Origin of the sequence: Bacillus sp. FJAT-27001, assembly GCF_019039175.1 — a bacterium.
Classification (GTDB): Bacteria; Bacillota; Bacilli; order Bacillales; family Bacillaceae; genus Bacillus; species Bacillus velezensis.
The window spans coordinates 609,755-632,917 of the sequence record NZ_JAHOAA010000001.1 but is presented as its reverse complement, the minus strand read 5'-3'; the positions used below and the strand labels follow the sequence as shown (position 1 = coordinate 632,917).

At 45.2% G+C, this 23,163-nt stretch carries 22 protein-coding genes; 14 read left to right on the top strand and 8 right to left on the bottom strand.

Translation table 11 applies throughout. The features are described from left to right. The first annotated feature begins 148 nt into the window (after positions 1-148). The 4 genes from BGM27_RS02295 to sipT all read left to right on the top strand — a co-directional run bounded on the left by BGM27_RS02295 (position 149) and on the right by sipT (position 4,443). Positions 149-904 (top strand): DeoR/GlpR family DNA-binding transcription regulator, encoded by a 756-nt coding sequence (locus BGM27_RS02295; RefSeq protein WP_007409639.1) that lies wholly within the window; start codon positions 149-151, stop codon positions 902-904. Next, positions 901-1,812, top strand: a complete 912-nt coding sequence (pfkB, locus tag BGM27_RS02290) for a 1-phosphofructokinase (protein ID WP_003154572.1) — start codon at positions 901-903, stop codon at positions 1,810-1,812. The genes BGM27_RS02295 and pfkB overlap by 4 nt, the downstream gene beginning before the upstream one ends. 14 nt (positions 1,813-1,826) lie before the next feature. After that, positions 1,827-3,731, top strand: a complete 1,905-nt coding sequence (locus tag BGM27_RS02285; RefSeq protein WP_007409640.1) for a PTS fructose transporter subunit IIABC — start codon at positions 1,827-1,829, stop codon at positions 3,729-3,731. A 130-nt stretch (positions 3,732-3,861) separates the two neighbouring features. Then, positions 3,862-4,443 carry a signal peptidase I sipT gene (sipT, locus tag BGM27_RS02280; RefSeq protein WP_003154568.1) on the top strand — a complete coding sequence of 194 codons (582 nt, stop codon included), beginning with the start codon at positions 3,862-3,864 and terminating at the stop codon, positions 4,441-4,443. Between the two features lie 37 nt (positions 4,444-4,480). Here the strand turns inward: sipT and BGM27_RS02275 are convergent, their stop codons facing one another. Then, positions 4,481-4,750: a hypothetical protein gene (locus BGM27_RS02275; RefSeq protein WP_007409641.1), complete on the bottom strand. Its 270-nt coding sequence runs from the start codon at positions 4,748-4,750 to the stop codon at positions 4,481-4,483. 159 nt (positions 4,751-4,909) lie between these two features. Between BGM27_RS02275 and BGM27_RS02270 the strand changes: the two genes are divergently transcribed. Together BGM27_RS02270 and BGM27_RS02265 are read left to right on the top strand one after the other, a co-directional pair. Further along, positions 4,910-6,529 (top strand): ABC-F family ATP-binding cassette domain-containing protein, encoded by a 1,620-nt coding sequence (locus tag BGM27_RS02270; protein WP_007409642.1) that lies wholly within the window; start codon positions 4,910-4,912, stop codon positions 6,527-6,529. Between the two features lie 112 nt (positions 6,530-6,641). Continuing rightward, positions 6,642-7,550, top strand: coding sequence for a ketopantoate reductase family protein (locus BGM27_RS02265; RefSeq protein ID WP_007409643.1), 909 nt, complete (start codon positions 6,642-6,644; stop codon positions 7,548-7,550). A 31-nt stretch (positions 7,551-7,581) separates the two neighbouring features. On the opposite strand, the gene BGM27_RS02260 is transcribed toward BGM27_RS02265, so the two are convergent. The 3 genes from BGM27_RS02260 to mreBH form a co-directional block, all read right to left on the bottom strand. Continuing rightward, entirely contained in the window at positions 7,582-8,814 is a 1,233-nt protein-coding gene (locus BGM27_RS02260) for an aminopeptidase (protein ID WP_007409644.1), read from the bottom strand. A 100-nt stretch (positions 8,815-8,914) separates the two neighbouring features. Beyond that, the gene (locus BGM27_RS02255) at positions 8,915-9,049 is read right to left on the bottom strand and encodes a protein YkpC (protein WP_003154559.1); all 135 of its coding nucleotides are present in this window, start codon (positions 9,047-9,049) and stop codon (positions 8,915-8,917) included. Positions 9,050-9,120: 71 nt separating this feature from the next. Next, positions 9,121-10,128 carry a cell shape-determining protein MreBH gene (mreBH, locus tag BGM27_RS02250; RefSeq protein WP_003154558.1) on the bottom strand — a complete coding sequence of 336 codons (1,008 nt, stop codon included), beginning with the start codon at positions 10,126-10,128 and terminating at the stop codon, positions 9,121-9,123. Positions 10,129-10,398: 270 nt separating this feature from the next. Here mreBH and BGM27_RS02245 point away from each other — a divergent pair, with 270 nt between their 5' ends. The 5 genes from BGM27_RS02245 to ade all read left to right on the top strand — a co-directional run bounded on the left by BGM27_RS02245 (position 10,399) and on the right by ade (position 15,577). Further along, on the top strand, positions 10,399-10,683 hold the full coding sequence (locus BGM27_RS02245) for a transcriptional regulator AbhA (RefSeq protein WP_003154557.1): 285 nt from the start codon (positions 10,399-10,401) through the stop codon (positions 10,681-10,683). A 172-nt stretch (positions 10,684-10,855) separates the two neighbouring features. Further along, a complete protein-coding gene (locus BGM27_RS02240) occupies positions 10,856-12,160 on the top strand; it encodes an ATP-binding protein (RefSeq protein WP_007409646.1) in 1,305 nt (434 codons plus the stop codon). A gap of 1 nt (position 12,161) precedes the next feature. Further along, positions 12,162-12,989, top strand: coding sequence for a gamma-glutamylcyclotransferase family protein (locus tag BGM27_RS02235; RefSeq protein ID WP_007409647.1), 828 nt, complete (start codon positions 12,162-12,164; stop codon positions 12,987-12,989). Positions 12,990-13,029: 40 nt separating this feature from the next. After that, positions 13,030-13,695 (top strand): Ktr system potassium transporter KtrC, encoded by a 666-nt coding sequence (gene ktrC / locus BGM27_RS02230; protein ID WP_003154554.1) that lies wholly within the window; start codon positions 13,030-13,032, stop codon positions 13,693-13,695. 148 nt (positions 13,696-13,843) lie between these two features. Then, positions 13,844-15,577: an adenine deaminase gene (ade, locus tag BGM27_RS02225; RefSeq protein ID WP_007409648.1), complete on the top strand. Its 1,734-nt coding sequence runs from the start codon at positions 13,844-13,846 to the stop codon at positions 15,575-15,577. 32 nt (positions 15,578-15,609) lie between these two features. On the opposite strand, the gene rnjA is transcribed toward ade, so the two are convergent. Both rnjA and BGM27_RS02215 read right to left on the bottom strand, forming a co-directional pair. Further along, entirely contained in the window at positions 15,610-17,277 is a 1,668-nt protein-coding gene (gene rnjA / locus BGM27_RS02220) for a ribonuclease J1 (protein WP_007409649.1), read from the bottom strand. Positions 17,278-17,282: 5 nt separating this feature from the next. Next, positions 17,283-17,492 (bottom strand): DNA-dependent RNA polymerase subunit epsilon, encoded by a 210-nt coding sequence (locus tag BGM27_RS02215; RefSeq protein ID WP_003154548.1) that lies wholly within the window; start codon positions 17,490-17,492, stop codon positions 17,283-17,285. 354 nt (positions 17,493-17,846) lie between these two features. On the opposite strand from BGM27_RS02215, the gene BGM27_RS02210 reads away from it, so the two are divergent. Then, positions 17,847-18,620 carry a Cof-type HAD-IIB family hydrolase gene (locus BGM27_RS02210; RefSeq protein ID WP_007409650.1) on the top strand — a complete coding sequence of 258 codons (774 nt, stop codon included), beginning with the start codon at positions 17,847-17,849 and terminating at the stop codon, positions 18,618-18,620. A 34-nt stretch (positions 18,621-18,654) separates the two neighbouring features. Here the strand turns inward: BGM27_RS02210 and def are convergent, their stop codons facing one another. Together def and BGM27_RS02200 are read right to left on the bottom strand one after the other, a co-directional pair. Further along, the gene (gene def / locus BGM27_RS02205; protein WP_003154544.1) at positions 18,655-19,209 is read right to left on the bottom strand and encodes a peptide deformylase; all 555 of its coding nucleotides are present in this window, start codon (positions 19,207-19,209) and stop codon (positions 18,655-18,657) included. Between the two features lie 111 nt (positions 19,210-19,320). Then, a complete protein-coding gene (locus BGM27_RS02200) occupies positions 19,321-19,500 on the bottom strand; it encodes a YjcZ family sporulation protein (RefSeq protein WP_007409651.1) in 180 nt (59 codons plus the stop codon). Between the two features lie 244 nt (positions 19,501-19,744). Between BGM27_RS02200 and BGM27_RS02195 the strand changes: the two genes are divergently transcribed. Together BGM27_RS02195 and fabD are read left to right on the top strand one after the other, a co-directional pair. Beyond that, a complete protein-coding gene (locus BGM27_RS02195) occupies positions 19,745-20,383 on the top strand; it encodes a YkyA family protein (protein WP_032865273.1) in 639 nt (212 codons plus the stop codon). Positions 20,384-20,839: 456 nt separating this feature from the next. After that, complete coding sequence (gene fabD, locus BGM27_RS02190) at positions 20,840-23,146, top strand: ACP S-malonyltransferase (RefSeq protein ID WP_007409654.1); 2,307 nt, start codon at positions 20,840-20,842, stop codon at positions 23,144-23,146. The last annotated feature ends 17 nt before the right edge of the window (positions 23,147-23,163 follow it).

The following is a 23,163-nucleotide window of genomic DNA, read 5'->3' as shown; positions in this document are numbered from 1 at the left end:
AACCCTATGTACATACGTTAATATGAACAAATGTGAAAGATTTTGATAGTTATTGAATGAATTTGAGTGATTTTAGTTGCTAGAAGTAAAAAAAGCGTTTACAATTATCTTGCAGCCGAAATGAATACGTTTCCAAAGGAGGCGGAATATGCTCACTCCTGAAAGATATCAGCTGATTATGGATCAGATTGAAAAGCGTGATGTGGTGAAGATTCAAGAGCTGATAAGTATGACAAATGCTTCTGAATCAACGATCAGAAGAGATTTATCAACACTTGAAGAGCGCGGATTTTTAAAGCGCGTTCACGGCGGGGCGTCTAAACTTTCCAACAGCAGGCAAGAACCCGATATGCTTGAAAAATCCTCCAAAAACCTTCAGGATAAACTGAAGATCGCAGAAGAAGCGGCATCTTTATTAGAAGAAGGTGACTGTATTTATCTTGATGCGGGAACAACTACATTGCACATGATTGATTTTATAGATCCATCTAAGGACATTGTGGTTGTCACAAACGGAGTTATGCATATCGACGCTTTAATAAGGAAAGGGATCCCCTTTTATCTTCTCGGAGGATATGTGAAGCATAGAACAGGTGCGATGATCGGCGGCGCCTCATTAACGGCGGTCAGCCAGTACCGTTTTGACAAAAGCTTCCTCGGGGTGAACGGCGTGCACATTGAAGCAGGCTTTACAACACCCGATCCGGATGAGGCTCTTCTGAAGACAAAGGCTGTGAGACAGGCGAAAAATGCGTATGTTTTAGCCGATCCTTCTAAATTCGGCGAGATTTCTTTCGCAGCGTTCGCCGCCTTGGGCGATGCCGCTATCATTACCACTGAAGCTGAAGAACTTGCATTCGATAATTACCAAGAAAAAACTGTCGTAAAGGTAGTGAAACCATGATTTACACTGTAACCCTCAATCCGTCTGTTGACTATATCGTTCACGTTGAAGATTTTGCCGTAGGCGGTTTAAACCGTTCCAGCTATGACACGAAGTATCCCGGCGGAAAAGGCATCAACGTTTCGAGATTACTGAAAAGACACCATGTGCCGTCAAAAGCATTGGGATTTGTCGGCGGATTTACCGGAAACTATATCACGTCATTTTTGCAGCAGGAAGGTCTGGAAACGGCTTTTTCTGAGGTGGATGAAGACACGCGTATAAATGTAAAACTGAAAACGGGCGATGAAACGGAAATTAACGGACAGGGCCCGACGATTTCAGACGAAGTGTTCAATGCCTTTTTAGAACAGTTCTCCGCTCTGGAAGAAGGAGACATCGTCGTTTTAGCGGGAAGCATTCCTTCTTCCCTGCCGCATAACACGTATGAAAAAATTGCTGAGGCATGCAGAAAGCAGAATGCCCGGGTAGTGGTGGACATCTCCGGTGAAGCGCTGATGAAAGCGACAGAAATGAAACCGTTTTTGATGAAACCGAATCATCATGAGCTTGGGGAAATGTTCAATACGGTCATTGATTCAGCCGAAGCTGCCGTTCCTTACGGTAAAAAATTGATTGAACAAGGCGCTGAACATGCGATTGTTTCGATGGCTGGCGACGGTGCGCTTTTATTTACGAAAGAGGCGGTTTTCCTCGCCAATGTTCCTAAAGGAAAGCTTGTCAATTCGGTAGGCGCGGGTGATTCCGTCGTCGCGGGATTCCTTGCGGGAATTTCAAAACAGCTGCCTTTGGAAGATGCGTTCCGTTTAGGAGTTGCTTCCGGAAGCGCGACGGCATTTTCTGAAGAACTCGGAACTGAAGAGTTTGTACAGCAGCTTCTTCCTGAAGTTAAAGTCACACGTCTATAGAGGAGGAAAGAAAAGTGAAGATAACTGAGCTGTTAACAAGAGATACAATTCATCTCAATATAGAAAGCAAAGAGAAAGAAAACGTTATCGATGAAATGGTGACAGTGCTTGACAAAGCCGGCAGATTAAATGACAGAGAGGCTTACAAAGCAGCCATTTTAAATCGTGAAAGCCAAAGCTCGACGGGAATCGGCGAAGGCATTGCCATTCCTCATGCGAAGACGGCGAGCGTCATTAACCCGGCCATCGCATTCGGCCGTTCAAAAGATGGTGTGGATTATGAATCATTAGACGGTCAGCCGGCACACCTGGTCTTTATGATTGCGGCAACCGAAGGAGCGAATAATACGCACCTTGAGGCATTATCAAGACTTTCAACGCTTCTCATGCGTGAGGAAATCCGCAAACAGCTTCTTGAAGCTGAATCAGAAGATGCGATCATTGACATCATCAATCAGCATGACAAAGATGACGATGAGGAAGAAGAAGAGCAGGAAGAACAGGCAGCGCCGTCAGGAAAAGGCAAAATCCTTGCCGTTACGGCATGTCCGACAGGTATCGCCCATACGTTTATGGCAGCTGACGCACTGAAGGAAAAAGCGAAAGAGCTCGGCGTTGACATTAAAGTCGAGACAAACGGCTCAAGCGGTATCAAACATAAGCTGACGGCTCAAGAAATTGAAGACGCGCCTGCGATCATCGTGGCGGCTGATAAACAGGTTGAAATGGAACGCTTTAAAGGCAAACATGTTCTTCAAGTGCCTGTGACGGCCGGTATCAGACGTCCTCAGGAACTGATTGAAAAAGCCGTTAACCAAGATGCGCCGATTTACGAGGGCAGCGGCGGAGGATCTTCCGCTTCAGATGAAGACGGTCCGAAACAGAAATCAGGCACAAGTATCGGAAGTACTTTCTATAAACACTTAATGAGCGGTGTCAGCAACATGCTGCCATTTGTCGTCGGCGGCGGAATTCTCGTTGCGATTTCATTCTTCTGGGGAATTCATTCAGCTGATCCGAAAGACCCGACATACAACACGTTTGCCGCAGCGCTGAACTTTATCGGCGGCGATAATGCGTTAAAGCTGATTGTTGCAGTTCTTGCCGGATTCATCGCAATGAGTATTGCGGACCGTCCGGGATTTGCGCCGGGTATGGTCGGCGGATTTATGGCTACGCAGGCGAATGCCGGATTCTTGGGCGGACTGATTGCCGGATTCTTAGCAGGTTATGTCGTAGTCCTTTTGAAAAAGCTGTTTGTCTTTATTCCTCAGACTCTTGACGGATTAAAACCTGTATTGATTTATCCGCTGCTCGGTATTTTTATCACCGGTGTCCTGATGCAGTTTGTCATAAACACACCTGTCGCAGCGTTTATGAATTTCTTAACAAATTGGCTTGAAAGCCTTGGAACTGGAAACCTTGTCTTAATGGGTATTATTTTAGGCGGTATGATGGCTATCGACATGGGCGGCCCGCTCAATAAAGCGGCGTTCACTTTCGGTATCGCGATGATCGGGGCCGGAAACTATGCGCCGCATGCGGCCATCATGGCGGGCGGAATGGCTCCGCCGCTTGGAATCGCGCTGGCGACAACATTCTTTAAACACAAATTCTCTAAACGTGACCGTGAAGCCGGTATTACGTGCTACTTCATGGGAGCAGCTTTCGTTACAGAAGGCGCCATCCCGTTTGCAGCGGCTGATCCGCTTCGCGTCATCCCTGCAGCCGTTGTCGGTTCTGCGGTAGCTGGCGGGTTGACAGAGTTTTTCCGGGTAACGCTTCCTGCACCGCACGGAGGAATATTCGTTGCATTCATTACGAACCATCCGCTGCTGTACTTAATGAGCATCGTGATCGGAGCGATTGTAACGGCGGTTATCTTGGGAATCGTCAAAAAACCGGTTGCAGAGAAATAAGCAAAAAGCGTCCTTTACGGGCGCTTTTTTCAATCATGTACGCATAGAAGCGTTATGTATTTTGTGATGAGTTATGATAAAGTAAAGATGGTACATGAACTGAAACAGTGATCGTCTAGGAGGAACCACGTTGACTGAAGAACAAAAACCTACTTCTGAAAAATCGGTAAAAAGAAAATCCAACACATATTGGGAATGGGGAAAGGCCATCATTATAGCGGTTGCACTTGCGCTGTTAATCCGCCATTTCCTGTTTGAACCGTACTTAGTGGAAGGATCATCAATGTACCCGACATTACATGACGGTGAAAGGCTGTTTGTCAACAAAAGCGTCAATTATATCGGAGAAATCGAGCGGGGAGACATCGTCATTATTAACGGCGATACATCGAAAGTCCATTATGTAAAGCGGCTCATCGGAAAACCTGGAGAAACGGTGGAAATGAAAAATGACACGCTTTATATAAACGGCAAAAAAATCGCAGAACCGTACCTCGCGAGCAATAAAAAAGAAGCGAAAAAACTGGGAGTCAACCTGACGGGAGATTTCGGCCCCGTAAAGGTTCCGAAAGGCAAATACTTCGTCATGGGCGACAATCGGCTGAACTCAATGGACAGCCGGAACGGCCTCGGCTTAATTGCCGAAAACCGGATCGTCGGCACCTCGAAGTTTGTGTTCTTCCCGTTTCATGATATGCGTCAGACAAAATAAAAACGCCGCGCTGCCCGATTTGGACAGCAGGCGTTTTTTATTTGGCAAACGAGGCGGCGACGGCGATGAACATTACCGTGGCCAGCACTGATCCGACAATGGCCAGAACGCTGAAAAAAAGATTCACCTGCTGCTTCTCTTTGCCGCGTTTTTCAAGCATCCGTTTTGAAAAGAGATGCGAAAACGTATAAATGAGGGCGATTCCGACGTACAAGCCGATGTCACGTGCGGTAAAGCCTGTGACGGCCAGAAAAACCCCGGTAAAGAAAATCATAAGACAATATTCTGTGAGTGTTAAAAGCTTCAACTTGTTCCTCCGTGATGAATATGTATATATATCTATTGTATCACAGGGCACCGGGTTTGCCTGCATCTTTTCAAACCCGTATATTCGCAGGGAAACATTTCTCTTCCCCTTTATTCATGGTATACTTTTAATGATGATAGACACGATGGAGGATTCTAAATGATTGCTGTAAATAATGTGAGCTTGCGTTTTGCGGATCGCAAGTTATTTGAAGATGTCAATATTAAATTTACGCCGGGCAACTGCTACGGATTAATAGGCGCAAACGGTGCCGGAAAATCAACATTTTTGAAAATTTTATCCGGTGAGCTGGAGCCGCAGACCGGCGATGTCCATATGAGCCCGGGCGAACGTCTTGCCATTCTGAAGCAGAACCACTTTGAATATGAAGACTTCGAAGTGCTGAAAGTCGTTATTATGGGACATAAACGTTTATACGAAGTCATGCAGGAAAAAGACGCGATTTATATGAAGCCTGATTTTTCAGATGAAGACGGCATCCGCGCCGCTGAGCTTGAAGGAGAGTTTGCGGAATTAAACGGATGGGAAGCTGAAAGTGAAGCCGCTATTTTGTTAAAGGGCCTGGGCATCTCTGAAGACCTGCATACGAAGAAAATGGCTGACTTAGGCGGTTCAGAAAAGGTGAAAGTGCTCTTGGCACAGGCGCTGTTCGGCAAGCCGGACGTTCTGCTGCTTGATGAACCGACCAACCACTTGGATCTGAAAGCGATTCAGTGGCTGGAAGAGTTTTTAATCAACTTTGAGAACACAGTCATCGTCGTATCCCATGACCGTCACTTTTTAAATAAAGTGTGCACGCACATCGCCGATCTTGATTTTAATAAAATTCAAGTGTACGTCGGCAACTATGATTTCTGGTATGAATCCAGCCAGCTTGCTTTAAAGCTTTCTCAGGAAGCCAACAAGAAAAAAGAAGAGCAGATTAAACAGCTTCAGGAGTTCGTGGCCAGATTCAGCGCCAACGCCTCTAAATCAAAGCAGGCGACATCAAGAAAGAAACTCCTTGATAAAATCACGCTTGATGATATCAAACCGTCATCACGCCGTTATCCTTATGTCAATTTCACGCCGGAACGCGAGATCGGAAATGACGTGCTGCGGGTTGAAGGCTTAACAAAAACGATTGACGGGGTTAAGGTGCTTGATAACGTCAGCTTTATTATGAACAGAGAAGATAAAATTGCTTTTACGGGACGCAACGAACTTGCCGTTACGACATTGTTTAAAATCATTTCCGGGGAAATGGAAGCTGACAGCGGCACATTTAAATGGGGCGTGACCACTTCTCAGGCGTACTTCCCTAAAGACAACAGCGAGTATTTTGACGGCAGCGATGCGAACCTTGTTGACTGGCTCCGCCAATACTCGCCGCATGACCAAAGCGAAAGCTTTCTGCGCGGCTTCTTAGGACGCATGCTGTTCTCAGGAGAAGAAGTCAACAAAAAATCAAACGTCCTTTCCGGAGGAGAAAAAGTGCGCTGCATGCTTTCAAAAGCGATGCTTTCCGGCGCGAACATTTTAATTCTGGATGAACCGACAAACCACTTAGATTTGGAATCCATTACGGCGCTTAACAACGGCTTAATCAGCTTTAAAGGCGCTATGCTGTTTTCATCTCATGACCATCAGTTTGTACAGACAATTGCCAACCGCATCATTGAATTAACGCCTAAAGGCATTGTTGACAAACAAATGTCTTATGACGAATTTCTTGAAAACGCGGATGTACAGAAAAAGCTTGAAGAGCTATACGCGTAATAAAGAAGCAGGGGAGACTCTGCTTTTTTATTTATGAAAAAAGTTTTCAATCTTCTGACTTCCCGTTACAATAAATGAATACATAACTTGAAAAGAGACGGAGGAATGCATCATGAAGTTTTTAGTTGTCGGAGCTGGGGGAGTGGGCGGATATATCGGCGCGCGTCTTGCAGAAAAGGGAAATGACGTGACGTTTCTCGTCCGCAAGAAACGGGCGGAACAATTACAAGAAACGGGTTTGACCGTCAAAAGTGAAAAAGGTGATGTTTCAATCAAGCCGAAATTAATGATGGCGGGCGAAGAAGGAGCATTTGACGCGGTTATCATCGCTTCAAAAGCGTATTCTTTGCAGGACGTCATTCGGGATGTCAAACCGTTTGTCAAATCTTCGTCGGTCATTATTCCTTTTTTAAACGGATACAGGCACTATAACCAGCTGTTTGAAGCTTTTTCAAAACGGCAGGTGCTGGGCGGCCTCTGCTTTATTGAGAGCGCCCTTAACGACAAAGGGGAAATTCTTCATACGAGCGCTGCCCACCGCTTTGTTTTCGGTGAATGGAACGGGGAACGCACAGAACGTATGAACGAGCTGGAAAACGCATTTGCAGGTGTGAAAGCGGATGTCATCATCAGCCGGGATATTGAAAAGGACATTTGGAAAAAATATATGTTTATTGCCGCGCAGGCGGGAGTGACCACTCTGTTTCAACAGCCTGTCGGACCGATTTTAGAAACAGAAGGCGGCCGCAACACGGCAAAGCGCCTCTTTGCTGAAATCGGTGCCATTTTCAAGGCTGCCGGCATCCCGAAAGATCCTGGTCTGGAAGAGGAGAGTTATCGCACATTGACAAGCATGTCTTACCATATGAAATCGTCGATGCTGAGAGATATGGAAAAGGGCAGGGTGACGGAAGGTGATCATTTACACGGATTTTTGCTTGAGAAAGCGAAAGGCTTGGCAGTTGATACACCTGTTTTGGAAACCGTCTGCGCCAACTTGCAAATGTATGAAGCGAAATAAAAAAAGGAGGCCTGATCGCCTCCTTTTTTTATTAAAATGCCCAGTTTCCGTTTCTGAAGATCGGTTCTCTTTTGCCGTCCGCCGTAATGCCGTCGATATTCATATCTTTGGAACCGACCATAAAATCTACGTGTGTAATGCTTTCATTTAAGCCCTCTTTGACAAGCTCTTCCCGTGTCATTTGTTTGCCGCCCTCAATATTAAAGGCATACGCACTGCCGATCGCCAAGTGGTTAGAGGCGTTTTCATCGTACAGTGTGTTGTAAAATAAAATATTTGATTGTGAAATCGGTGAATCGTACGGCACTAAGGCCACTTCTCCGAGATAGTGTGAGCCTTCATCGGTTTCGACGATGCCTTTTAAAATCTCCTCGCCTTTTTCAGCTTTCACATCAACGATGCGGCCGTTTTCAAAGGTAAGAGTGAAGTTATCAATAATGTTGCCGCCGTAGCTCAGCGGTTTCGTGCTGGAAACCGTGCCGTTCACCCCGTCACGCTGCGGGAGGGTAAAAACCTCTTCTGTCGGCATGTTGGCCATGAATTCGTGCCCGCTTTCATTCACGCTTCCCGCGCCTGCCCATACATGTTTTTTCGGCAGTTCAATGGTTAAGTCTGTTCCTTCAGCCTGATAATGCAGGGCGCTGTAATGTTTTTTGTTTAAGTGTTCCACTTTTTCATGAAGGTTTTGATCATGTTTTTTCCATGCTTCCACAGGGTTTTCTTCATTTACGCGGGTCGTTTTGAAAATTTCTTCCCATAAAAGCTGAACGGCTGTTTCTTCCGGCTGATCCGGGAACACTTTTTTCGCCCAGCCTGTTGAAGCGGCTCCGATCACCGTCCAGCTGACCTTATCTGATTGAATATATTGTCTGTATGTATGCAATGCTTTTCCGGCGGCTTTTTGGAACGCTGCAATCCGTTTGCCGTCAGTGCCTTTTAATAGGTCGGGGTCGGATGAGACGACAGAAATAAACGCAGCCCCTTTTTTCGCGAGCTCTTCTTTTCCTTTTGCTTCCCATTCAGGATACTCTTCAAACGCTTCAAAAGGTGCCATCTCGTATTTTAATCTGGACAGTTCATCGTCCTGCCAATTTACTGTGACGTTTTTAGCGCCTTTTTCATAAGAATGTTTGGCAAGCAGTCTGACAAGTTCCCGGACATCAGTTGAGGCATTGATTACGACATGCTGTCCTTTTTGGACATTGACGCCGACTTCTACCGCCAGCTGAGCATATGTATGTAACTTTTCAGTAAACGAACTCATCGTTCATTCCTCCTCATCGGTTTTTCTCATCATATCAAATATCGCCTCATAAAGGAAAGAAAGGAGCACAAACGAAAAAGACACAGCTTTTGCTGCGTCTTTACGGGTGATTCAGTTTTACGGCGCCGCCGGCCGGAGAATGGGGCATATTGGCCAGTGAAATGCTCATACCCCCCAAAATAATTCCGCTTAAAATGACGGCTACTGCTACGCGTCTTCCCACATCTCTAAGCATATGCTTCCTCCTTAATGTTTCTCCAGTTCTCACAATATGAGCCGGGTGGAGAAAAAAGAAGCATAATCTTATTATTTAATTGCTTTTTGCAGCTTGTCGATGACGTCTAATGAACGCCCCGTGCCGATAGCCACTGATTCAAGCGGATTTGCCGCCAAATGAACGGGAACGACGATTTCATCTGTCAGCCATTCTTTCATCCCGTTTAAAAGGGAGCCTCCTCCGGTTAACACGACGCCGCGGTCAACGATATCACCGCTGAGCTCCGGCGGACAATCTTCAAGTGTCGCTCTGATCGCTTCAAGAATATGCAGGAGCGACTCACGCATCGCGTGCTGAATTTCATTAGATTGCAGTCTGATTGTCTTCGGCAGACCGGTTACAAGGTCACGCCCGCGGATTTCCATCGTTTCCGGCACATGTTCGATCAATGCAAAACCGATTTCCATTTTCACTTGTTCTGCCGTACGTTCTCCGATCAGCAGGTTGTATTTTTTTCTGACGAACGAGGCGATATCTTCATCAAGCTGGTCGCCGCCGATTCTGATCGAATGGCAGGATACGACGCCCCCGAATGAGATGATGGCGACTTCAGTCGTACCGCCGCCGATATCTACGACGACGTTTGCGACCGGCTCGTCAACAGGGAGGTCGGCCCCGATTGCAGCGGCTACGGGTTCTTCAATCAAGTGAACGTTTTTCGCTCCGCAGTTTTTGACAGCGTCACTGATGGCGCGTCGTTCAACGGCTGTTGAGCCTGAAGGCGTGCAGACGACGACATTCGGTTTGCGGAAAGTCATTCCGATTTTTTTTCCGGCTTTTTTCATAATGTGTTTTAATAAGTCAGTTGTCATATCATAATCAGCAATGACACCGTCTTTCATCGGCCGAACGGCGACGATTTTCCCCGGCGTCTTTCCGATCATGCTTTTGGCATCCGTTCCGATGGCAAGCACCGCTTTCGTTGTTGTATCTACAGCGACAACGGAAGGCTCGTTTAAAATAATTCCTTTATTTTTACTGTAAACAAGTATATTAGCGGTTCCTAAGTCGATTCCGATCTCAGTTGATTGAAACATGTTTTCACCCAATCCCTATCCTGATTTAATTGATTCTACATTTAAAGTTTCTGAGAAAAACCACGATTTTTGGGGGTTTCCGCCGGGAATGAAATGTTTTTGTAAAAAAGGAGGGAAAGTCTGTATCCCATATTTCAAAAGGATTTTCTTCTGTAAAAAAACATTCAGTTCCGGATGCTGAGAAACTTTTGCTCCGTTCCTTTCGTCTACGTTTATGAAGGATTTTCCTTGGACATAAAGAAGAGACATTAAAGGAAGTAGGGGATTTCTATGAAATCAATTGGTGTAGTAAGAAAAGTAGACGAACTCGGGCGTATTGTCATGCCGATTGAATTGAGAAGAGCATTGGATATCGCTATTAAAGATAGTATTGAATTTTTCGTTGACGGAGACAAAATTGTCTTGAAAAAATACAAGCCGCACGGCATTTGCTTAATGACGGGGGAAATTACTCCCGAAAATCAGGAGTACGGCAACGGCAAAATTATTTTAAGTCCTGAAGGAGCGAAAATGCTGCTTGAGGAAATCGAGGAAGCGTTAAAAGATAGATCATAATCAGCAAAAAGGGCGGAGCATCATTCCGTCCTTTTATTATGAACTTGTGCAAAAACTCACGGGAAAAGTAAGCGAACCTGCTCAATTAATTGGGAATAGTTATCATTTTTTAGTCAATAATGCAGTCAACAATGTTACAATATATGTAGAAATGCTAGCGGCAGGTGGGACTATGGGAAAATATCAAGCGCGTATCATTTCCTTAATCTTGGCAATGATTTTTATTATGTTTTGGGATTATTTATTTTATATGATTGAACGGAATCCGATTAACTGGCCCGTTGACATCACCTTTACCGCCGTCACATTAATCAGCGTCTGGCTGCTGGCTTATTATGTGGATAATAAAAAGCAGCTGCTGGCGGAGCTGAAGGACAGCGAGCAGAAAGCAAAGGCGCTTTCAGATGAGAAAAACCGGATCATGGACAATCTGCAGGAAATCGTTTTTCAGACGGATGCTCAAGGGAATATTACATATTTGAATCAGGCCTGGACGGCGATTACGGGCCACTCCATCAGCGAATGTATGGGCACGATGTATAATGATTATTTTATAAAAGAAAAACATATCATTGATTATATTATCTCCCAAATCAAGCAGCAGTCCCCGTCAGGAATGTTTACGGCCAAATATATTAAAAGAGACGGCTCGATCTTTTGGGGAGAAGTCCATTATAAGCTGTATTATGACCGCAGACAGAAATTTGTCGGAAGCCTGGGGACGATGTCTGATATCAGTGAACGGAAAAAAGCTGTCGATGAGCTTCTGGAAACGAACGAACGCCTCGCCATGCAATCTCAAAAGCTGGCCATTGCCGGGGAGCTTGCGGCAGGAATCGCCCATGAAGTAAGAAATCCTTTAACGTCAGTCAGCGGCTTTCTCCAGCTGATGAAAGCCCAGTATCCGGAAAGAACGGATTATTTTGATATTATTTTTTCGGAGATTAAAAGGATTGATCTCGTGCTGGGGGAGCTGCTTCTGCTCGCCAAGCCGCAGACCGTGACGTTTACCGCTCATCATCTCAACCATATTTTACGGCAGGTGGCGACGCTTCTTGACACGAACGCGGTGCTGTCGAACACTGTGATTGAGAAGGATTTCAGGCAGACTGAGTCCTGTATGGTCAACGGTGACGAAAACCAGCTGAAACAGGTATTTATCAATATTATTAAAAATGCGATTGAAGCGATGCCTGACGGCGGGAATATTCATATTTATACAAAACGGGATGAAGAATACGCGGTGATCAGCATACAGGATGAAGGAAACGGCATGTCGAAAGAAAAGCTTGAAAACATCGGGAAACCGTTTTTCTCAACAAAAGATCAGGGAACGGGTCTCGGGCTTCCGATTTGTTTACGAATTCTGAAGGAGCATAATGGTAAACTTAACATTAAGAGCAAAAATGGAGAAGGCAGTACGTTTCAGGTGATTCTGCCGTTAGAAGCGGCTGCTGTCCAAAAGGAGGAAAAATAACTTGCTTCTTTTTGCATACGGTTTGTTACGGAAGCGTGAAGAAAACCATGAACTGCTGAAAGGCGCTCCGTGTGTGTGCGAGCAGGCTGCGATAAACGGCGTGCTGTACGAAACGGATAAAGGTCAGCCTGCGGCGTCTTTAGCAGAAACAGCTTTTGTGTACGGGGAATTGTATGAAACAGATCATCAGATGATCCGTAAGCTGGATGCGTATTATGCTGATTTTGATCGAAAAGAGGTTGCCGTGACGACGGATGCCGGGAATAAAACCGCCTTCGCATATGTCGTAAAGCCCGACCAGTGTGCCTCATTCAGCCGTATCAAAAGCGGAGACTGGAAAGAATACCGTTTTATGAAACGGGAGGATGACAGTCCGGTTTATTATTTCGCATACGGCTCCTGTATGGACAATGCCCGGTTTAAACAGGCGGGGGTCGACCACTTTTTTGCCGAGCCGGTCGGAGGGGCGGTTGTTGAAGGGTATTCGACGAGATTCACGTTAAGGCGTCCTGACGGTTCCAGAGCCGATCTTGTTGAAGACGGGGGACGAACTGAAGGCGTGCTGTACAAGCTCCCGTTTGAAGCGGCAACCTATCTGTACAAAAGAGAAGGTGTTGATAACCACACATACCGTCCCGCGTTCATAGAAGTGTGTGCCGGCGGCCGTGTATACAGAGGCGTCCTGACGTTTCTCGTTCTTGATAAAGCTGAGGAAATTGCGCCTCCGGGTCACTATCAGGAAGAAATCGAACGCGGATCGGATCTGTATTTATCGCCCGCCTTTTCAGAAAAGCTTAAACGCTATATGAACTCATTGCCGAAAATGTGATACTATTCCTATTAGAGATATTGTTTAAAGGAGTACTGTTATGAGAAAAGAGTTTGCCGTTATCGGTCTCGGACGCTTCGGCGGAAGTATTTGCAAAGCATTAAGTGAAGAAGGCCTTGAGGTCATGGCGATGGATATTGATGAAGATAAAGTAAATGAATACGCCAAAATTGCATCACACGCGGTCATCGGCGATTCAACCGATGAATCGGTGCTGAAAAACTTAGGGCTGCGCAACTTTGACCACGTCATTGTGGCAATCGGCGAAAATATACAGGCGAGCATTTTAACGACGCTGATCTTAAAGGAACTCGGCGTGAACACGATCACGGTTAAAGCGCAGAACGATTATCATGAGAAAGTGCTTGCGAAAATCGGGGCCGATCACATCGTCCACCCTGAACGTGACATGGCAAAACGCATCGCCCACAACATCGTATCAAATAATGTGCTTGATTATTTGGAGCTGTCCGACGAACACAGCATTGTGGAGATCGTGGCCAACAGCAGGCTTGCGGGCAACACACTGCTTGATCTGGACATCCGGGCGAAGTACGGCATTAATATCGTGGCCATCAAGAGAGAAAAAGAAGTGATCGTATCTCCGCTGGCGACTGAAATGATCCAAAAAGAAGATATTCTCATCGTTATCGGCTCTCTTACGGACATTTCCCGATTTGAAAAAAGAGTGCTTCACACAAAGTGAAAAGCCGTCCGTAAAAGGACGGTCTTTTATTATGTCAGAATAGAAAGACATTTATCATGTAAGCGGTATTTTCTGCAATTTTTATTGACTATGATCAGGCGATCCGATAGCATATTGTACCATATACAGAAAAAGAGGAGGCCTCATTTTGAACAAAGAAACACTGGCTGAACGGCTGAATGCATCAGCCGGCAGACAAAAAGCCGATACCGTCATTAAAAACGGAAAAATCATGGATGTATTTAACCAGGAATGGATTTCTGCAGATATCGCCATTACGGGCGGAGTGATCGTCGGGTTGGGCGAATATGAAGGGGAAGAAGTCATTGATGCAGAAGGTCAAATGATCGTTCCGGGCTTTATTGACGGACATGTTCATATCGAGTCCTCTATGGTTACTCCGATTGAATTTGCTAAAGCCGTCCTCCCACACGGAGTGACTACTGTCATTACTGATCCTCACGAAATTGCGAACGTTTCCGGAGCAAAAGGCATTTCTTTTATGATAGAGCAGGCGAAAAAGGCGCCGCTGAACATCCGTTTCATGCTTCCTTCCTGTGTTCCCGCCGCTAGCTTTGAACGCTCAGGAGCCGTATTAAAAGCCGAGGATTTAAAGCCTTTTTATCAGGAGAAAGAGGTGCTCGGACTTGCGGAAGTAATGGATTATGTGTCTGTTGCGGAAGGTGAAGAGGATATGCTTCAGAAACTGCTTGATGCCAAGCGTCACGGAAAACGGATCGACGGGCATTTAGCCGGACTGTCTTCAGATATCATCAATATATACAGAACCGCAATGGTGTCAAATGATCATGAAGTGACGACAAAAGAAGAAGCGCTGGACAGAATCAGACGGGGAATGTATGTCATGCTGCGCGAAGGATCGGTGGCAAAAAATACGCTCAATGTGCTGCCGGCGGTGAATGAAAAAAACGCGCGCCGCTTTTTCTTTTGTACGGATGATAAGCATGTAGATGATCTGCTTTCAGAAGGAAGTGTGAACCACCAAGTCAAAATGGCGATAAAGGCGGGACTTGATCCATTCCTTGCGTATCAGCTCGCCAGCTTAAATGCGGCTGAGTGCTACGGCCTTGAAACAAAAGGGGCGGTAGCGCCGGGTTTTGACGCAGATCTGCTGTTCATTTCAGATGTACGGGAGGCTGCCGTCACGAAGACCATGGTCGCCGGCCGGACCGTTGCCGAGAACGGACGAACGGTTTATGAACAGTCTGCCGGTTCCTATTCGCCGGACCAGGCGCTGTTGGATACAGTGCGGCTGAGATCGCCGCTGACTGAATCTGATTTTCATATACCGATTCAAGAGGGCAAGAAAATGAATGTAATCGAAATGATACCGAATCATTTGGAGACGAGAAAAAAAGAAGTGCCTGCACCGTCTGCTGACGCGTTTTGTCCTGATACAGAAAATGATTTATTAAAAATCGCCGTCACAGAGCGGCACAGCGGCGAAAAAATGATAGGACTCGGGATTGTACAAGGGTTCGGGTTAAAAGAAGGCGCCATCGCCACAACCATTTCTCACGATTCCCATAATATCATCGCCGTCGGTACAAACGATGCCGATTTGGCAAAAGCAATCAACAGGCTCCGTGACACCGGAGGAGGATTAACAGCCGTGAAAAACGGAGAATTGCTTCACTCCGTTCCGCTTCCGATCGCCGGGCTTTTGTCTGATAAGTCGGCGGAATGGGTCAATGACAGCTTGGGCGTGCTTCATGAAAAGCTTCCTCTGCTCGGATTCACCGGTGATTTCAATCCGTTTCTCACATTATCGTTTTTAGCGCTTCCGGTGATTCCGGATATTAAAATGACAGCAGCCGGTCTGTTTGATGTCAAAGCCTTTCAGCATATTCCGCTGCAATAAAAAAACTGCACTCATTACGAGTGCAGTTTTTTTTAGACCTCCATAATGATCGGAAGGATCATCGGGCGGCGTTTTGTTTTTTCGTATAGGAACGGAGCAAGCGTATCGGTAATTTCGTTTTTAATTTCGGACCACTGCGTTGTTTTCCGATCCATTACTTTCTCCAGATGGTTCGAAATCAGCTGCTGCGCGTCATTGATCAAATCACCGGATTCTCTCATGTATACAAAACCTCTTGAGATTAAATCAGGCCCCGCCGAAACCTTAAAGTCGTCCATATTGATGCTGACAACAACGATAACAAGGCCTTCTTCTGAAAGAATGCGGCGGTCGCGGAGCACGATATTGCCGATATCACCGATTCCGCTTCCGTCAATGTAAACGGAGCCGGACGGAATTTTGCCTGCCACAGCGGCTTCTTCGCCTTTGAGGGCCAGCACTTCGCCATTATCCATGATAAAGCAGTTTTCTTCGGGTATGCCGCAATCAGTCGCGAGTTTGACGTGCATTTTCTGCATTCTGTACTCACCGTGAATCGGCATAAAGAACTTCGGTTTGATCAGGCGGAGCATTAATTTCTGCTCTTCCTGTCCGCCGTGTCCGGATGTATGAATGTCATTCAATGAACCGTGAATGACTTCTGCGCCCGCACGGTACAGCTGGTTGATGGTGCGGCTTACGCTGATTGTGTTTCCGGGAATCGGAGAGGAAGAAAAGACGACCGTATCTCCGGGATTAATGGAAATCTGCCGGTGCGTCCCGTTAGCGATGCGTGATAACGCCGCCATCGGTTCACCTTGGCTTCCCGTACATAAAATCGTTACCTTATTGGCAGGCAAACGATTGATTTCGTTATGCTCAATAAACGTATTTTTAGGACAAGTAATGTAACCGAGATTTTGTCCGATTTCAATAGCCGATTCCATACTGCGTCCGAATACGGCAACTTTTCTGCCGTTTAAAACGGCTGCTTCAATCACCTGCTGAAGACGGTGTATATTCGAAGCGAATGTCGCAAATATAATTCTGCCGTCCACTTTTCGGAAAATATCGTGAATGCTTTCGCCTACGCGGCGTTCTGACATGGTGAAATCAGGAACCTCACTGTTTGTACTGTCAGAAAGCAGGCACAAAACGCCTTCTTTCCCGATTTCAGCCATCTTTGTCAAGTTTGCCGGTTCGCCTACCGGTGTGAAATCGAACTTAAAGTCCCCGGTATGTACGATATTGCCCGGCGGTGTTTTGACGACGATTCCGTATGAATCCGGAATGCTGTGTGTCGTTCTGAAGAAGGATACTGACGTCTTGCGGAACTTCACGATGTCGTCTTCACCGATGATGTTTAATTTGGTCTGTCTTAACAGCCCGTGCTCTTCAAGTTTATTCCGAAGTAAGCCGATCGCGAGTTTACCGCCGTAAACGGGAATATTTACTTGTCTGAGCAGGTACGGAATACCGCCGATATGGTCTTCGTGACCGTGGGTGATAAACAGACCTTTAATTTTATCTTCATTTTTTACTAAATACGTGTAATCGGGGATTACGTAATCGATGCCGAGAAGTTCATCTTCCGGGAACTTGATTCCCGCATCAATCAGTACAATTTCATCCTGAAACTGCACCCCGTACGTATTTTTCCCGATCTCGCCCAATCCGCCGAGGGCGAAAACGGCAGTCTGGTCATTTTTTACAAATTTCATTCCGCTCATAACTCCAATACTTTAAAATTTTCGCTCTGCTTCTCATATTCTAAAAAAGCACCGTCCACAGGCTGAACAAATTCAATGTTGTATTTCTGATCTTTCAGTTTCGTTCTGACGTCCCGTTCTGAAACGCCCTCAATGTAAAGTGAATCTGTTTTTTCCCGAACAGGTACTTCGTCAGCCTTCTCTTGATAAAATACCTTATAAATCATCCAAATCTCTCCTTAAATGCCGTATGTTAGACTCGCTTATTCTATTATATTCGAAAACGGATTATAAGGAAAGTCTCGAGCAAAAAAGGGACTTTCAAAAACCGAAAGATCCCTTCTACGCGATGACTTTTTTCCGGAGCATTCCGCCCCACTGTCTTCTGAGTTTCTTCCGTAATCGGCGCAGCATCGTATACCTCCTTTAAAGCCTTTTATAGCAGTAGTATGCGGAAAAAATGAATTTGTTTTCGTGGGTAAAACTGGAATTTCATCAAGGCGGTTTTCCGGAAGAAAAACTTTCTGTATGATGATATTGAAAAAGACACGACTGATAAACGGGAAAAAGGAGAAATTGACATGAATCCAAAACTGATCTTTTTTGATATTGACGGCACGATCTATGACCATGATAAACATATTCCCGATAGCGCAAGAAACGCCGTGACGGCGCTTAAAGAGGCTGGCCATCACGTTTTTATCGCCAGCGGAAGGTCCCCGTTTATGGTAAAACCGATTCTGGAAGAGCTTGAGATTGAATCATTTATTTCATACAACGGCCAGTATGTCGTATTTGAAGGTGAGGTCATTTATAAAAATCCGCTTCCTGAAGATGCGGTTGCGCGTTTATTAAAGCAGGCGGCAGAAGGGGAGCACCCCGTCGTATTTATGGCGGAAGACACGATGAAAACGACCGTCCCCGGACATCCGCACGTCTCGGAAGGAATCGGCAGTCTGAAAGCGCCTTATCCCGAAGTTGATGAAACTTTTTATAAAGGAAAAGAAATTTATCAGCTGCTTTTATTCTGCCGCGGACATGAAGAAAAAGCATATGCCGCTTTTCCGGAGTTTGATTACGTCCGCTGGCACGAATTGTCAACGGATGTGCTTCCGAAAGGCGGTTCAAAAGCGGAAGGCATTAAAAGAGTGCTTGAGCGGCTTCCGTACGGCGTAAGTGACACTTATGCATTCGGCGACGGATTAAATGACCTTGAGATGATCCGTTTTGTCGGCACCGGGGTGGCGATGGGAAATGCGGTTCCGGAATTAAAAGCTGCCGCTGATTTCGTCACAAAGCCGGTGGATGAGGAAGGAATCAGCTGGGCCGTCAAAGAACTGGGCCTTTTGCAATAAAGAAAACCGGCACTTTGGGAAGTGCCGGTTATTTTTAACGGTCAATGGCAATGGCGTTTTCAGGTTCTTTGAACGGATTTTCTTTATCAATATGGTCGTAAAACATCACGCCGTTCAGATGATCGATTTCGTGCTGAAACACGATGGCCGGAAAACCTTTGAGGCGGATGTCAATCTGTTCTCCTTCAAGCGTCACCGCCTTTACGCGGATGCGGGCGTAGCGCGGCACATAGCCGGGAATGGGTTCGTCTACCGACAGGCAGCCTTCTCCGCTCGTCAAGTAGCTTTTTTCCACTGAGTGGCTGACGATCTTAGGGTTAAAAAGAGCATAGCTGTATAAAGTGCCTTTCGCATCTTCTGCATGGACGGCGATCATCCGTTTTTTTACGTCTGTTTGGGGAGCGGCAAGACCGACGCCCGGACGAAGCTTGTATTTCTCGGCTAATTCAGGATTTTGGCTGTTTTTCACAAACTCAATCATATCAGCAAGATGCTGTTTTTCTTCGTCAGAAGCGGGAAGCTGAACCTCTTCAGCGATCTCTCTGAGCGCGGGATGTCCGTCGCGTACAATATTTTCCATAGTAATCAAGAAACTTCACTCCTAAAGCTTAATATGTAAATTATAGCGAATTTCTTTATCGCGGCGCAATGAAACAATTGGCCGGCCATAGCAGGCCGGCCGATGTCATGGTGTATAATGTCAGCAGCCGCAGCCTAAATAAGCGGCACCGACGATGATTAATAAGATAAACAATACGACGATTAATGCGAATGTGCGGCCGTATCCGCCGCCGCAGCCGTAACCGTAACCGCCGCCATAACCATATCCGCCGCCGCAACAACCGCCGCCAAATCCGCCGCCAAATCCATATCCGTACATAAAAAAACCTCCTCTTTTAATTACGCTGACCCTCTGTCAGCAGGGCCGGCGTCTACTATAAACTATGTAAAAGCCAAAAAGATGTATGGTCATCCGCCCTGTTTTCTCAATTTTTTACGCAAGTATTCTTTGAAAGCACCGTAAGCGTCTTTACACGGTCATGCCAATTACAGCTCAGCTATTGTCAAAAAGCGTTCGGGCTTCTATAGTGGAAATTGTCAAGATTGGGGGATTTTAAGTGAATATGATTCAGAAAAAGGTATTAGCAGGAATCGGAGCGCTCGGCGCCGCAAGTATGCTTCTTGCCGGCTGCGGGGGAAAAGATCCGGTTGAATCGCTTCATGACTCGATGGAAAAAGCCGTTCAAGCGGAAAAACCGTTTCAAAAAGAGCAGAAAACATTAGAAAAATTGGAGAAAAAAGAGCATAAGCTATACGACAGCGCGGTTAAACTGAATATGGATGATTACCAGAAAATTGTTACACTGTCTGATCAGGCTCTGAGCAATGCAAATCAGCGAAAAAAACATCTGAAAGCAGAAAAAGACAGTATTGATGATTCAAAAAAAGCGTTTGAATCCGCAAAAAAAACTTCTCAAGAAATAAAGGATAAGAAAGTAAAAGAAAAAGCCGGGCATGCTGTCGCTTTAATGGAGAAAAGGTATGCATCTTATGATCTTTTGTACAAAAAGTACGAAAAAGCCATTTCACTTGATAAGGACCTTTATAAACTGATTAAAGATAAAAAGCTCACATTAGCGCAGCTGGAAGAGCAAATCAGCAAAGTAAACTCAGTTTACGAAAAGGTGCATAAACAAGCAGATGAGTTCAATCAATTTACTAAAGACTACAACAAAGAGAAAGAACTATTATTCCGCAAATAGTATAGTGAAGGCATATCGGCATGGGCTGATGAACTGATAACAACCGAGTTCAGCCGCCTGTAAAAAGGCGGCTGAAGAATTGGTATATACGTGTGTTTCCCATTGACAACAAGTAAATCATGGTATAGTATTTATTTAGGGAAATATTCACATAAAACCAATCGTTGTTTCGGCACGTTGGAATGTTTTTATTATATTGATATATATAAAACAGAATGAAAATGCGATTTTAATTATCAGAAAATTCTATCTATTTATATTTACGGCGATATGATATTTGTACATGCTTTTTGCTTTTAAACCTTTATCCGGCATAAAGGTTTTTTTATTTTGCTTAGTAATGCTTATTAAGTAAGGGTGCTGAGAGTAAACGACAATTTTAAAATTGAAGTGAAAAACGTTAATCAAAATCGGAACGAAAAGAAACGGCAGAAATACGGAACAGGAGGAAAACAAATGCTTGCTTATGTCTTTCCCGGACAGGGAGCGCAGTTTAAAGGAATGGGCAGAGACTTATTCGATGAATTCAGTGAGCTCATTAAAAAGGCAGATCATATTTTAGGATACTCCATAAAGGATTTATGCCTTTCAGATGAAAAAGAAAGGCTGACTGATACGAAGTATACACAGCCTGCAATTTATACAGTGAGCGCACTGCAATATTTAAAGGGTTTAAAAGAAGGTCATACACGCCCTGATGCTGTTGCAGGACATAGTCTGGGTGAATATACTGCGCTTTTTGCGGCCGGCGTTTTTAATTTTGAAACAGGTCTCCGGCTGGTTGCTAAAAGAGGCGAGTTAATGAGTGAGGCTTCCGAGGGCGGAATGGCTGCCGTGATCGGACTGGATGAGCATCACATAAAAAAAATACTTCAAAAGTATGAACTCGGCCAAATAGATATCGCCAATTACAATACATCTTCACAAATTGTGATAGCAGGGGCTGCAGAAGAGATAAAGCGGGCAGCCTCTTTTTTTGAAAAAGAAGGGGCGAAAGCTTATATCGTATTGCAAGTCGGCGGAGCTTTTCATTCTCGTTTCATGGAAAGTGCACAGCGTGAATTTGCGGAATTTATCGAGGAGTTTCATTTTTCTGAATTGAATTTCCCGGTCATTTCTAACTATACGGCAAGACCTTATAAACAAGAAGATATCAAACGGAATTTAATTGAACAAATAACAAACTCGGTAAAATGGACTGAAAGCATCAGGTATCTAATGGGACAAGGCGTCACTCTGTTTGAAGAGATCGGTCCTGGAAACATTCTGACTAAATTAATTCAAACCATACAAAGAGATGAGGAACCGCTTAATATTAGTGCGCCGGAAGACAGTCTCTTTTTTTCTGAAGGGAACAAGGACAATTCGGAAAGCGGGAAAGAGCATAGCCTCTTGGTCGAAAATATAGAGAGCGGTGCAGCTTCACCGGTGTCCCGATTGGGTGATCAATCTTTCAAAGAAGATTACGGTTTGACATACGCGTATTTGGCAGGTGGGATGCATAGAGGGATCTCTTCCGCTGAAATGCTGATCCGCCTCGGGAAGAAAGGAATGCTGGGGTTCTTTGGCACAGCGGGTTTACCTATAAGGGAAATTGAACAGGCCCTTATTTCTATTAAGAAGACACTCAAAAATGGCCAGCCCTACGGAATGAATCTGCGATTTGAGCCGGATCATCAAGATAGAGAAAAGGAATTGATAGATTTATATATCAAGCATGACGTACGAGTAATAGAAGCGTCTTCGTATTTTTCCGTCAGCGCACCATTAATTTATTACAAAGCGCATCAGTTGAAGATAGACAAAAGCGGCAGGGTCATACCTCATAATCGGATCATTGCCAAAGTTTCACGGCCGGAAGTTGCGGCCGCATTTCTGAGTCCGCCTCCTCAAAGTATCGTAAAGAGAATGTGTCAGCACGGTATGCTGACGGAAGAGCAGGCGGAGTGGCTCACCCGTATTCCGGCAGCAGACGATATCATTATTGAAGCAGATTGCGGAAGTAATACTGAACAGGGCTCATTGACAGCGATGCTGCCGTTTTTTGTTAACCTGCGGGATGAAATGATGGAAACACACAAATACGCAAGGAAGATAAGGATCGGGGCTGCGGGAGGAATCGGGACTCCCGAGTCTGCCGCGTCTGCTTTTTTAATGGGCGCTGATTTTATTATGACGGGATCCATTAATCAATGTACAGTTGAAGCCGAAACAAGCGGTTTTGTTAAAGAAATGCTGAGTGAGACAGGAATATGCGATACTGCTTATGCGCCTTCGGAGACTCTGTTTGAGTTCGGAACAAAGGTGCAGGTGCTGAAAAAGGGCACGCTGTTTCCGGTCAGGGCAAATAAATTATTTCAAATCTACCAACAATATGAGTCTTTGAGTGAGATAGATGAAAAGACAAAGATTCAGCTCGAAAATGATTATTTTAACAAGACTTTTGATGAAATCTACGAAAGCTTAATAGAAAAACAGCCGAACCTGGCCCGAAAAGCTGAGCGCAATCAAAAATATAAGATGCTGTTACTATTTAAGTGGTATTTGCAGAGAGGATGTCTGCTTGCTTTGGAAGGGCAGGAAGAACAAAAGGTGAATTTCCAAGTTCATTGCGGCCCGTCTTTAGGCGCTTTTAATCATTGGGTAAAGGGCACGGATTTGGAATCATGGAGAAACAGACATGTCGATGACATTGGTGAAAAATTGATGAATGAGACCGAAAGTCTGCTAAGGCGCAGATTGGATACGTTATTTCTACACTAAAGAAGGAGCGGGTGGAG